Here is a 13,857-nt window from a genome sequence, read left to right as displayed (position 1 = left end):
GCCAAGCGGCGCTTCGGGAGTCACATTAAACCCAAACTTACTATACCCAGTTCACGTTGGGACGATATTCCGTGAGAGCGAGAGGTTCGGGTAGTAGCATTGAAAACATGTTCTAGTAAGGCTTTGCCTATTCCACTCCCCTGAGTCCCCGGAGATTATAATTCTATAATGTTGCGGTAGAGAGGAGCGGCGGTTTTGGTGACTCTAATACAGGAGTTAGGCTGGGTTAGAGCTTTGGGGGGATGAATAAGCAGAGTGGTCAAAAGTCCAAGCAGCCTGTATCCGCCATCTGTGTTTGATATTCCGCTTATAAAAAGGTTTCTCTACGATATAAGCGCCTAATAAACGGTCGCCGCGGAATAAGCCCCATGCTTCTTTGTGAAGTATATCAAAATATTTTCCTTAATTGTGGAAAGGTCAAAAACCCATTTAGCCAAATATATTTCTGATACAGGATTAAAAATATGGTGGAAGTCTAAGAAAAGGTCACTTTTTACGTCTATTTTTGAATTTAGCTTCTAGTTGGGGAAAAACGGAGAGGATATCCTTTCTCCACATATAGTAAGTTTTTGAGGATATATTTAGGTGGTTAATAATTTCGGTAGTTTTTTTGTCAGTAGTGTGAATTTCCACAATAAGATCAATAATCTTATCATGCTGTCTCCTTCGGTAATAGAGAGGCTGCCGATTAACGGCGTAAGCTTTGTTGCAATCGAGGCAATAAACCCTTGGTAGTGGAGTCGATCCATGCCGTCTCAAATTGCTGGACTGGCACTCGGGACAGCTCTTTTGTGGATCACGGGCTTGTGGCTCTTGTTGTTCTAGTGAATGATCAATTTGTTTCAGTGTAACTTGAAGAAGTCGGCGTAATCCTCTTAATTCGATAAGGTCTGTAGTGGACGTACATTTCTCTAGTAAATTTCTTAGTTTAAGTTCATCTTCCATAAGCATTTTCCTCCATCGCTATTGGATAATCAAAGTGTAGTTTCCATTTACAAGAAAAGCAACGATTAAATAAAAAAATGGAACTAAAATCCTGTTCTTGGTAGACGATGGGATAATTTTGGGATATTATTATCTAAATTCTCACATTCAAGCTTGATATGGAGGAGCACGGATTAGATGAAAATTTTCATTGGAAGCTCGAACTCGCCGCAATCATTAAATGATCTTAGACAAGTGGCGATGATTATTGAGGAAGAGGGACATGAGCCCCTGCCATGGAATAAACAGGGGCTATTTCCACTGGGAAATTATGCGCTGGAGAGCTTGCGCGATATCAGCTTGAAAGTGGATGCAGCAATACTAATCTTTAATGAAGATGATGCGGTGTGGTACAGGAGTGACTATGCACTTCAACCGAGAGACAATGTAGTTTTGGAATTTGGTCTCTTTTTCTCACAGTTGGGCAAAGGGCGAACAATTATATGTCGACGAGGTCAGGCCAAAATCCCATCGGACCTTAATGGAGTTGTGTATTGTAATTTAAATAAAGAGTTTAAAGCACAAGCAACTCTAATTGAATGGTTGCGCTCTTAACATGTAGGGTATTCCTAAAAAGCCCTAATCCTTGTATCCTGATAACTCTAATTTCTCGGAGGTCCGCTTGAGTAAAAATCCCAGCTTAACTTCATTACGCGGAGTCGCAGAGTTGAAATATGTCAATGCCGACAACGTTACTCGTTATCGTGCAATCATGCGTTTTTTGTATGAACAATATCAAAGGCTGAACTACTGGTTAAAACCAGAACAAATTTTTGAAGGTGTAATGTCATGGCAGTTACACAAAAGTTACACGTTAGAGCAATGCCAAATAGATTTAGAGCAATTAGTGGAGTGGGGTAATTTAAGCTCGCGCCATGATGGAGGAAGGTCTGTTACGGTTGAGGAGTATTTACGAAAAAAAAACCAATATCTTTTGACGCCCTATTCAATTGAGATTGAGCGGCTGCTTGAGAGTTTAGAACGAGTTCAAGGATATGGAGGTTCGCTAGAACCGACTCTATTCGATTTAATAGCCGATACATTATTCAATGTACGATTGCATGCTGGGGCATATAAAAAGGGGCAAGCGTTGGAGTTGTGGAATAGCTTGTTTGACTCATTTCAAAAACTCCATGAAACATCTGTAGATTATATAGCCAGTCTTCAAACAAAAAAAGCAGAGGAACTGATGGCGACCGAGGCTTTTTTGCTGTATAAGGATTCTATTGCGAAGTATTTAAGGGATTTTGTACAAGCTTTACAACGATGTTCGTTTAAAATCGAAGGTAACCTAGAGCAAATTACAGTAGGGGCAAGAGATTTATTTTTTTATGCCGTAATTGAAGATGAATGGAGTATCCCTAAACTCGAAGAAACAGTGAGGAAAGAACAATATTTCAAGGAGCTCTTAGAGAAGTGGATGGGGTTAAAAAGATGGTTTGTAGGAGGAATTGGCTCGACTAGCGAGCTTGTGCTACTAGAATTAGCTTCTAAAGAAGCTGTTGTTAAAATGGTGCGCAGCGCAATTCGCATTCAGGAGCGGAAAAGGTCAACAGTTAGTCGACGTAAGGAACTTGATTATTTAGGTCAATGGTTTTATAAAAGTGAAGATATTGAATTTGCCCACAAATTGGCTGCGTATGCATTTGGGCTTTTTCCGACAAGACATTTGCAGGGAGAAGATAATCGAGACTCGGATAGTTCAGAAACATCTATGTGGATAGAAGTTCCAAACAAAATTACTTTGCGATCACGGAGCCGTAAAAAGAATGAACGTCTGGATACAGAGTCGATTATAGATAAATCGGCAAAGAAAGCACTGTTTCGGAAAGAATATATTCAACGTCATAAAGAGGAACTTCGTTTTGTAATTCGAATGGTGGAAAACCAAACAATTAGAATGTCGGAGTTTGAAACTGTGTCTGAATCAGAACGGTTGCAAATTTTGCAATGGATTGGATTATGTACGGCTACTTCATCTAGGTTTTTTTATACACCTGAAGGAGTTAGAGTTCGTTTAAAGCAACCGCAAAATAAAGAGCGAACAATCTTACGATGTGAAGACGGAGAACTAGGGTTGTTAAATTATGAGTTTCAGTTTGAAGTTGCTAATAAGGATGCTTGGGATGAAATGATTCATTGGATAGACGATTAAATTTCGGGAATCACAGAGGGTGAAGGAAAATGGAAAAAATAAAGATAGGTAAAATAAACCGTCAGAAAAGCCGACGAACGAATCTTGTCGATAAAGCTGAGCTACAAGCTCAAAAAATGGCGTGTATGAATGCTCTGCTGAATCGGCCTTGGATTACAAAAGAGCATGATCGACAACTATACTATTGGATAAAAGAGAAACAACCTGAGTTAAAGCAATGGTTTATGGAATTCGCAGGTTATTCTTTGTTTGTAAATTCTAAGCTAGCCAAGCTTGATAAGGCCCCTGTAGTAGCGTATCCGTGGATGGGGTTTCGGGAATTTCGGGAGTCGCTTGATTATGTCTTATTTACATATGCATTGTGGTTTTTGGAGAGTAAATTGGAAAAAGAACAATTCCTATTAACTGCCCTTGTGAAAGAAGTTCGTGAGTATATGTCAGAGCAAGGAATGGAAGTAGATTGGAAAAATTACTTTCATCGTTTGTCAATGGCGAGGGCGCTAAAAAAACTGAAAGCCTTGGGTATCGTGCAGGCTGTTGACGGACAAGAATTACATTGGGCGCAAAGTGAGACTAATACTAGTGATGTGCTGTATGAGAGCACTCCCTATTCTCGATATGTGTTACGCAACTTTCCAAAGGTTCTTAACGAATACACGACATTAATTGAATTGCGTGAAACTATAGATTATGGCTCAGAGCAAGAAGAACAGAACCGACGTCGAAAACATCATCTCTATCGGCGCTATTTATTAGAACCGGTTGTCCAGGATCGGTTTTGGCGAGATGACTTGTTATATTTCCACGGTCAACGAAAAAATATACTGACACAAATAAATTCAATGTTTGGGTGGGAAGGTAGCAGGTATCGTGAAGGCCTTATTTTTTTTGAGTCGGAAAATATGACGGAGGCAGAGTTGTTTCCTACGTTGTCATCCATTTCAGATATCATCTTGTTAGTATGTAGCAGCATACGTGAGGAAGTGACTTCTTCTGATTCTGAAATGAACTTTGAGAGAGATGGTACGATTCATCTTACTAGAGGAGAAGTTGAAAGAATATTAATTCAATTGCAAATGGAGTATAAAAAATATTGGATAAACGATTACAGTAAAATGAAATCTTCTAATTTAGCAGAAGAGGTGTTCAATCATTTAGTGGAGTGGGGATTTGGCGAGTGGGGGGAAGACGGCTTGTTTTTACTTAATGCAATTGCAGGACGGTGGTCCGTTAAATACGGGGCTGTAGAATTGGAAACTTGAGGGGGAACTATATCCAATTGAACACCTTAGAGGATATCGATGTTAAAACGGTCAATCATACTGCACGTTGGCAGATGAACCGGGCAGGTATTTTGAATTTTTGGCATTATGACGAGGAAGAATTCTGTCTCGAAGAAGGACGGATTATTTTAAGAGGGACCAATGGATCTGGCAAGTCAGTTACAATGCAAAGCTTTCTTCCGCTTGTGTTAGATGGCGACAAGAGACCACAACGTTTAGATCCGTTTGGTTCTCGTGATCGTCGATTAGAATATTATTTACTGGGCGATACAGAAGATGGACATACCGATAGAACGGGATATTTGTGGCTAGAGTTTTATCATACTGAAAAGAAGATATTTAAAACGATTGGTATTGGTGTGCGAGCGCGTCGTGGGGTGGCCCAAATTGGTTTCTGGGGTTTTTTACTGAATGATGGTCGGAGAATTAATCATGATTGTTGGTTATATGATGAAAAGCTTTGGGTGGAACAAGGAACGAAAACACCTTTAAATCGAAAGCGACTCGAGGATATTATTGGTGATGGTGGTCAAGTTGTGCAAGAGCAAAGCGCTTATCGAGACATGGTCAATAAAGCTTTGTTTGGTTTTCAAGACGAAGAATCCTATCAGGATTTATTAAAATTACTTTTAGAATTACGTAGTCCCAAACTGTCAAAAGATTTTAAACCCTCCTCCATGTATGATATTTTAACGCGTGCTTTACCCCCATTGCATGATGCCGATTTAAATCCGCTTACAGATGTTTTGGAGGATATGGATCAAATTACAGATCGATTGGAGGAACTACAATCACACCGAAAAGAGATAGAAAAATTAAACTTTTATTATGATCGTTATTGTAATTTCTTACTCTTTACATATTCTAAAAAGTTATTAGAATTATTGAACTTTAAAGATAGTATTTCTCGGGAACTTCTTGTGTTGAATGTTCAAAAGGAGACGACCGAGCTAAAAGAAGCTTCTATTATAGATGAATTAGAACAGAATCGACATCAACTAGAAAAAACCAATATGGAGCTTGAGGTTCTTAATAGAAGCGAAGCAATGGAAAAACAAAGAGAGCTTGAGATCTCCGGCAGCCAGTTAAATGATACGCGAAAGCAGCTAAAGAGCATCAATGAACGAATAAATAGTAATGCTAAAACATCTGAAAAAATTAGAGATGAAATTTTATTTTTAAATGAAAAATTGTCTGAATTATCAGCTACACAGATTCAAATTATTCAAGAGCTTGAAGATCAAGCCCGGATGATGGAATTCCGTGAACATGACATCTATCATGGTTTATGGCAGCGTAGTATGCAGGAAGATTCGCGTTGGACAGTTAACTGGAAAAAAGACCTCGATAATCATAAAAAAGCATTACTGGTAGCCCTAGAGGCGGCAAGAAAAGCGACTGAAGCCTCTAAAGCTGTTGCTGAAGCTGAAATTCACTTGGGGGAAGTTCATAAAGAACGTAATCTGTTAGAAGAACATTATTCAAGTGAAGAAGACAAACTAGATGGGCTTAAACAGGACTTAAAAGAGAAGTTATTAAATTGGCATAAACATTTGAATCAATTAACCTTGGATAGCGAAGGAATCCGAGAATGCTTGCGAACTGTGTCTATGTTAACACCGATGGAACGTAAATACGATCTGGTTCGTCAGCCGGTTACTCAAGCCTTTGAACGTCAGAATTACGCTCTAATTGGACAACGAGTAGGATTGCAACAACAACAGGAATCACTGAACAAAGAAATTAGTCGAATTGAACAGGAACTCAAAGAATGGCAGACATTAAAAGAACCAGAGCCGGTAAGAACAACTGGACGGATCCTCTCTCGGCAACAAAGAGGAACAGAATTGGGAGCTCCGTTTTATGCAGCATGTGAGTTTCATTCTTCTCTTTCTGAAAGTGACAAAGCGCAGTTGGAAGAAACATTAGCTCAAGCCGGTCTTTTAGATGCTTGGATTGTTCCTGGGGGAAAGCTTGCGCTATGGCATCAAGACAACACTGAGGAGATTTGGCTTGAACCTAATCCTATACAAGGAAGTACACTTGCTGATGTATTGTATGGAACTCCTCCACTAAATAGCGGCTTATCTTTTGATGATATTCGACTGGCCTTAAGCAGTGTTGAGTGGTCTTCGAAAGAAGCAAAAACTATGTCTTTGCAAAACAATGTGCATATTAATCGTAATGGCAGCTTCCGATTGGGGCCGTTAAACGGCAGGAGTTTCTCAAAAGACCGAGCGGAGTACATTGGTAAAGAAACACGATTGCGTACAAAGCAACTTGAAATCGAGCGTTTACAGACTGAGAAACAAAATCTTCTAGCACAGATAAAAGAGATTCAAGAAGGTATATATGCAAATAAAGAACAACAACAACAATTAAGAAATGAACTGGATGGTTTTCCTAAAGTTGAAGAACTGCAGCTTCAGATGGATATGTTGCTACAGATCTCTTATCGACTCGATGAGGTAATAAAGCAAGAACAAAAAGTGGAAGCTTGGTACAAAGAGAAGATAGCAGCAAAAAAAGAAATTCAATTACATCTGTTTGAGCTTACAGATGCATGGTCGAGTTTGAAGCAGGAGAAATCCATTAGCGAAGCTATTGAATTATGTGGATCGTACGGGAACCTAATCTCGGAATTGTCCTCTGTTTTAATACGTATGCAAGAAATTATACGAAGTCAATCTAGCTATGAAGAACAGCAAGCGGGCATTTTAATTTTACTTGAGGATGATTATGAAGAAAAAGTGGATTTTCAGGAACGTGAGCGCATTTATGAAGCGCAGACTGTGCAATTACGAAAACTTATTCAGGAAATGGATATTGAAGATGTTCATCTACAAATTCAGCATCTTAAGCATTCAAAGTTAGTTATACAAAAAGTACTTGAAGAGTTAAGAGAGAGCAAAGAGCAGTTTGGGAGCGTTCTTACGGAAATAAAAGTGAAGTTAGAATTTAAATTTCATGACTTGCAACAATGTGAAGACCGAATTAATGGGGTCTTGGAGCTTTGGAATACAGAAATTGAGCTTTCCCTTTCTTCACAATGGAAGGAATTTATCAATCATATTGATGATGAAAAAGCAAATTATAAATTATGCAAAAAAATAACAAAAGAATATGAACCATTTTTTGGTCATATTAAAAAAGACCGTGTTTCTAATGAAATTCAGCAGACTTATGCTATGACTCGCAGTTCTTTAATAGACTACGTATTAGAGATTGATTATCTTGAATCCGGTAGAATTGTGATTTCGTCTAAACAAGATCGCCTACATCCCTTATCTCTAAAAAAACTGTTGGAAGATGTGCGAACTTCAGAACATGAGCAGCAGGTACTTCTTACGGAAAAGGATCGAGAGCTTTATGAGGAGATTATTCTCCACAGTGTTGGTCGGGCAATTCGACTTCGTATTCATCGGGCTAAAGATTGGGTTGGGGAAATGAATGAACTTATGAAACAACGAAACACTTCAAGCGGTCTACAGTTATCTTTACAATGGATAGCCAAAAAAGGACAAATAGAGTCTGATTTGGACACAGAAACATTAGTTGAATTATTATTACGCGATTCACATCGTTTGGATGATGAAGAACTTGAGCAAGTCATTATCCATTTTCGAAATCGTATATTACTGGCTAAACAAATTGCTGATGAAGAACAGGGTACTTTCCGAGACTACATTTATAGCTTGCTTGACTACCGTACTTGGTTTGAGTTCAGATTGCTTTATCGCAAAGGGGATAATCTTGCCTATAAGGAATTAAGAGACTCTAAATTTAATGTGCTGAGTGGTGGAGAAAAAGCAATGTCGATGTACATCCCGCTATTGGCTGCTACTTATTCCCGATATAGTGATGCTAGCGGAGATGCGCCAAAAATTATATCGTTGGATGAAGCTTTTGCAGGTGTCGATGACGCGAATATCCGTGACATGTTTTTGTTGCTGACCGATATGGGCTTTGATTACATGATGACTTCGCAAGTACTTTGGGGATGTTATGATTCAGTTCCACGATTAGCAATTTATGAAATTCATCGTCCCAAAGACTCCAATACAATTACGTTATTTCACTATCGTTGGGATGGAAAAAAACGGGTACTTGTAGAAAATTGATTTCAGTAGCAGATATAAGTGAGGCGTTTTAGTAATGGAGGTAAGATCCAGGAAGTCAGCGAAACAATACTATGAAGATCCGCTGCTGCAAAATTTATTAGAAGCCATATTTAATAAATATCGGGGACAAAACGGAGTAAGAGGCAAAGTAAATGTTAGCGTAGCATCTATCGATGAAGCCATTAGACTCCAAGAGTTTTTTGGAGGTAGGTTAGAAAGATTAATCCGACCAGGTTCCACGATTGAGTTACATTTGAAAGTATTTGCCGAGGAGATCGCTCAGGGATACAAACTGAATATCCCTGAGTTGTATGAGGTGTTGAATAATGTGCCGCTGGTGACTAATTCAGAGCGAAGGCAGTTGCAGGAGCACGCATGGCATACATTATTTGAGCAGGCCAATAATCGATTCGCGAACTATATGGGTCTCAGTGCTTCTAATCTTAAATTAGAGGAAAGTACGTTTAACTGGCTTCAAAGACTGCACGATGGGGTAGCACCAGGTTATAGAATTGTGCAGCATACGATGCGAACCAATACGGAAGACTCTGTTGAAATAATATTTCATTGCTTAAAAGCACTATGGTATCTATTCGTTGAAGATGACAAGATGTTACAAGATATAGGTAGCTCTGTGCCATGGGTGCCTCTTCAAATATTTGCGGAATTTATTACAGAACGAGATCCGCATGCTTTTGATAAGGAGTTTCCGGCAGGAAGATTACTATGGCATGCATTAGACCATATTCATACTGAACAACTGAAAAGCGGTCGAATAACGGGAAATGAGCACTTGCTGGTTCCCGATTTTATGAAGCGCAGATATATTTATCGGGTTTCAGGGATTTTGGCTGATGATGTTAGCTCGTATATGCATGTATTTATACCGGATGAGTTTTATGGAATAACAGCTAGAACGCTAAACTTAAATGAGTTGCATTCCAGTCAAAATTGGTTCAAGCCAGCTGATCTATATATCTTTGAAAATCCATCTGTGTTTTTGTTCTTAGTAAATGAAACTATTCATTTTTTTGAAACAAACGGGATAGTGCTTGAACAGATTCCTGATTGTTTTCCAATTCTCGTATGCCCTTCAGGACGAGCACGGGATGCATGTAAGTATTTTATATATCAATTACTTGAATTTAACCCGGATTGTACGATTCATTACTCCGGTGATTTTGATCTCTCTGGCTTGCAAATGAAAGTGAATTTAGAAGCACTAGGGGATATTCAGGTTATGCGTATGGATGCTGTTACTTATAACGAACATGTACATCCTCAAAATCAATCGCTCACTCAACAAGACGTAACGATACTGGGAGGAATGCGAGGGGATTTACCGAAAGCGATGGCGAAACAAAAGAAAAAGGTTTATCAAGAAGAGATTACTAAAGAATTGCGAGAAGACTGGATACAAGTAATCAAAAAGGTATTAAAGTGCTAAAGGGAGTTTCTACGAGCTAATTGGGTATATTCATTTGTACTAAAAAAGCGAATCTTCGGCTTATAAAATAATTTTGAAGTTTAACGACCAATTTGGAGTCAAAGTGCAGGCAAGCAGTCGCTCCGAATATAGATTAGTTGATGGAGTTGTTTTTTTGGGTTGGCGGGGCGGTTACCCTGAGGATACAGTAAAACTAACATATAACTATGCAAGGGGTGGACGTGATAATCATTAAGCCTTCTGCGAGTTTTAGACAACACTATAATGAAATCGCCGAATTATGTAAGAGTTCCGGGGATCCGCTTTATTTAACCAAGATCGGCAAGGGAGATTTGGTTGATATGGATATTGAGGTTTTCTCCCGCCGCGAAAAAATGCTGAAGCTGCGTGAAGAGCTGTTGGCTATTCAGAAGGATCGTTTGGCTGGACGCGCTGGTGTAACGCCTGATGAACTGGACCTTGAATTAGATTTCATTATTAATGAGGCGCAGCATGGAAAAAACGCTACGTTATAAGGTTCTCGTCTCTGATGATTTGTCTTTGGAACGGATGCCGGAGTGTTTTCCGTTTTAGACGCCGAATTTATTCCACCAAATAAATATCATAAAATGTTCTTAGAGAAATGGTATTTGGTGTTGTATCATTCAAGATCAAACGGTATATGTGGAGCATATCGTAGATTGCAGACAAGATTATCATTGGCTGATACGAAAAATGTTGGAATAAACAGACGCTGAGCAATCAGCGCTAGAGTCTCGAGAAACCCACATCTTTTTTCAGACGGTTGGTTTCTCTTTTTATTGAGATGAACTTTTTATTTGAAAAGTTATGGGCTACTAAGATACGTTTACATGTATTCCGAGATAGACTGGTAGACGGAGAGATCATATTGGTTGAGCATGCTGAATTCCAATGGGTCTATACTAGCGAATTGTCAGAGTTTGAATTTGCTCCGGCGGATATTTCATTTGTGGAAAGACTTACAGAAAGCGGTGTTTGAGAGAAGTAGATTCTGAATAAATAAGATTTTCACGGAAGGAAGATACCATCATGCCCCAATACAATAAACTCGTCCGCGACCTGATCCCCAACATTATACAATCGACGGGCAAAGAATTCCGCAGCCGCACCTTGGACGAGCAAGAGTTCATCGTAGAACTTAACCGCAAGTTAAAGGAAGAGTCGGAGGAGTATTTCGCTGCGGAGCAACCGGCGGAAGCTCTGGAAGAGCTGGCCGATATGCTGGAGGTCATCCGCGCGCTGGCGGCTGCGCATGGATCGAACTGGGAGCAGCTTGAAGCTACCCGAGAGAAAAAGGCGGAGAAGCGCGGCGGATTTCTTGACCGGGTGTATTTGATCGATGTCGACGACTAAGCTTAACGTTAAGCTAATTACGGAAAATCTAGCAGATGATCTAATTACCGGCATGCAGAACGCTTCCGGCATTTATATTATGACCTCCTTCGTCATGCAGTCCGGGGTGCGCCTTCTGGCGCCGCATCTGAAAAATGCCATTCAGCGGGGAGCCGAAGTAAAGGTGCTCGCTGGAGATTATTTATTTGTGACGCAGCCGGAAGGCCTACAGGCTCTGCGTGAGATTGATTCACGGCTGGAAGCCCGGTTATGGCGCAGCATGGGCACTTCTTTTCATCCAAAGGCTTATTTGTTCGATTATGACAATGGTGAAGGACTGCTTATTGTCGGCTCCTCGAACTTCTCTATGTCGGCGATGAGAATGGGTATGGAATGGAACCTCGCGATGAACGCCAAAGCGGAGCCCTATACGTTCCAGATCGCGCTGGAGAAGTTTATGCACAATTTTTACCATGACTCTACTCTTCCATTAAATGAGCATACGATCTCTCTGTACGAAGAGGAATACCGAACCTGCCATCGCAAAAATCCCGAGCTAACCCGCATGATTACGGAGATGGAAGAGGAGGAGTATCGGACCGAAACGATCGAAGCTTCTGTCATGGAAAAGACCCCTGGTGCTGACTTTACTCCTATTTTCCCGCGATTTGCTCAGCTTGAAGCTTTGGATGCGCTGGAGAGAACGTTGGAAGAGGAATATGACAAAGCGATGGTCGTTATGGCCACTGGACTCGGGAAAACAAACCTGGCGGGCTTTTTCGCCCAAAGGTTTCAACGGGTATTGTTTGTTGCTCATCGTGAGGAAATTCTTCTGCAAGCACAGCGCTCATTTCAACGAATTATGCCGGAGCGGACGTTTGGCCTGTTTAACGGGATGAATAAAGAGGGAGACGCCGACTGTGTGTTTGCTTCCATTTACACGCTTGGAATGAAAAAACATAGGGAGTCGTTCGCAGAGGATCGCTTTGATCTTGTCGTGGTGGATGAATTTCATCATGCTGCTGCCGTATCGTATCAGTCGGTCATTCAATATTTTAAGCCGCAGTTTTTGCTTGGCATTACGGCGACGCCGGACCGAATGGATGGCAAGGATGTATATGCGCTGTGTGACGGGAACGTAGCGTACCAAATTCATTTTATAGAAGCAATCCGTCGCAGCTGGTTGGCGCCGTTCCACTATTTTGGCGTATACGACGACACGGATTATTCCGCGATTCGCTGGCTCGGTACGCATTACGACGATGAACAATTAGCTGCTGCACAGTTGAAAATGGAGCTGGCCGAGAAGGTTTTCGACGCCTGGAACCGGCATAAACAAACGAGGTCGATCGGTTTTTGCTCCTCAATTCGGCAGGCGGATTTTTTGGCGGAATATTTCCAGAGTAAAGGAGTGCGCGCGATCTGCCTTCATTCCAAAGCGACCGGCATCACGAGGGAGGAAGCAATCAACCGCCTGGATGAGCAGAAGCTGGATATTCTGTTCACGGTGGATTTGTTCAACGAAGGTGTCGATATTCCGAGCGTAGATACGCTGCTGTTTGTTCGTCCTACGGAATCATTGACGGTGTTTACCCAGCAGGTAGGCCGCGGATTACGCCTATCGGAGCAGAAGTCGCATTGTACGATCATTGATTTAATCGGCAATTACCGTAATGCGGATGTAAAGCTCCGCTTGTTCGCAACCGGCGAAGATCCCAAGGCAAAGTCCTGGGAATCGGTCATTCCGACGGTCCCTGCGGGTTGTGAGCTCAACCTGGAGACGGCGGTTGTTGATCTGCTTGACGAGTTAAGCCGAAAAAAGCTCCCGCATCGCGAACGGCTGCACCGCTCTTTTCTTGATCTTAAACATGAGCTCGGCCGGATTCCGACGTATTTGGAGCTCCATCTTCATGGCAGCTCTAACAGCTGGGAATACCGGAACGAGTTTGGCACTTATATCGGTTTTCTGCATTGGACGGAATGTTTAACAAAGGAAGAAACGGACATTTATTATCGGTATGAAGCTTGGCTGCGCGATGTGGAGAAGACGGTCATGAGCAAGAGTTATAAAATGATCGTGCTGCTCTATATGCTGGAGCGCGGCCCCGAGCGCTGGACGGAGCCAGTCTCAGCAAAGGAGATGGCCCGCTTTTTCCATCGTTATTTGATGAAGTCGGAATATCGCAAAAGACGGGACTTCTCCGATAACGACTCCAAAAAGCTCTGGGAATACAATGAAGCCGGAGTGAGCCGGCTTATCGAACGGATGCCAATGCTCAAGTGGAGCTCCGCTAAAGGAAGCATGACTCGGTTTGAGGACGGAGTGTTCAGTCTCCGCTTCACTCCAGATCCTGAACATCTATCCGTGCTGCATCGCTGGACGATGGAGATTTGCCAGTACAGGCTGCATTTCCATTTTGAGCGTAAACAAGAAAGGGCTTCTTCAGCCTCCAAGGAATAGCCCTAAGCTGGCCGGTTTCTTATTAGAACTCCAAAGCCTCCTCATCCATTGTT

General features: G+C 41.3%; 9 protein-coding genes. 8 read left to right on the top strand and 1 reads right to left on the bottom strand.

What is annotated here, in order from left to right; translation table 11 throughout:
- Positions 1-486 precede the first annotated feature (486 nt).
- The gene (locus M3223_RS17930) at positions 487-945 is read right to left on the bottom strand and encodes a hypothetical protein (protein ID WP_251564076.1); all 459 of its coding nucleotides are present in this window, start codon (positions 943-945) and stop codon (positions 487-489) included.
- Positions 946-1,122: 177 nt separating this feature from the next.
- Between M3223_RS17930 and M3223_RS17925 the strand changes: the two genes are divergently transcribed.
- The 8 genes from M3223_RS17925 (at position 1,123) to M3223_RS17890 (ending at position 13,804) form a co-directional block, all read left to right on the top strand.
- A complete protein-coding gene (locus M3223_RS17925) occupies positions 1,123-1,539 on the top strand; it encodes a nucleotide-binding protein (RefSeq protein ID WP_251564073.1) in 417 nt (138 codons plus the stop codon).
- Between the two features lie 67 nt (positions 1,540-1,606).
- Positions 1,607-3,139 carry a TIGR02677 family protein gene (locus M3223_RS17920; RefSeq protein WP_251564071.1) on the top strand — a complete coding sequence of 511 codons (1,533 nt, stop codon included), beginning with the start codon at positions 1,607-1,609 and terminating at the stop codon, positions 3,137-3,139.
- Positions 3,140-3,168: 29 nt separating this feature from the next.
- On the top strand, positions 3,169-4,401 hold the full coding sequence (locus M3223_RS17915) for a TIGR02678 family protein (RefSeq protein ID WP_251564069.1): 1,233 nt from the start codon (positions 3,169-3,171) through the stop codon (positions 4,399-4,401).
- Between the two features lie 17 nt (positions 4,402-4,418).
- Entirely contained in the window at positions 4,419-8,543 is a 4,125-nt protein-coding gene (locus tag M3223_RS17910) for a TIGR02680 family protein (protein ID WP_251564067.1), read from the top strand.
- Positions 8,544-8,577: 34 nt separating this feature from the next.
- On the top strand, positions 8,578-9,990 hold the full coding sequence (locus tag M3223_RS17905) for a TIGR02679 domain-containing protein (protein ID WP_251564065.1): 1,413 nt from the start codon (positions 8,578-8,580) through the stop codon (positions 9,988-9,990).
- Positions 9,991-10,211: 221 nt separating this feature from the next.
- Complete coding sequence (locus M3223_RS17900) at positions 10,212-10,505, top strand: prevent-host-death protein (protein ID WP_251564063.1); 294 nt, start codon at positions 10,212-10,214, stop codon at positions 10,503-10,505.
- A gap of 535 nt (positions 10,506-11,040) precedes the next feature.
- The gene (locus M3223_RS17895; protein ID WP_251564061.1) at positions 11,041-11,364 is read left to right on the top strand and encodes a nucleoside triphosphate pyrophosphohydrolase; all 324 of its coding nucleotides are present in this window, start codon (positions 11,041-11,043) and stop codon (positions 11,362-11,364) included.
- The gene (locus M3223_RS17890; RefSeq protein WP_251564059.1) at positions 11,351-13,804 is read left to right on the top strand and encodes a DEAD/DEAH box helicase family protein; all 2,454 of its coding nucleotides are present in this window, start codon (positions 11,351-11,353) and stop codon (positions 13,802-13,804) included. The genes M3223_RS17895 and M3223_RS17890 overlap by 14 nt, the downstream gene beginning before the upstream one ends.
- The last annotated feature ends 53 nt before the right edge of the window (positions 13,805-13,857 follow it).

Source organism: Paenibacillus pasadenensis (genome assembly GCF_023715725.1).
GTDB lineage: Bacteria > Bacillota > Bacilli > Paenibacillales > Paenibacillaceae > Paenibacillus_O > Paenibacillus_O pasadenensis_A.
Note: the sequence above shows the minus strand (reverse complement) of the source record. Positions and strands in the feature narration are given on the sequence as shown.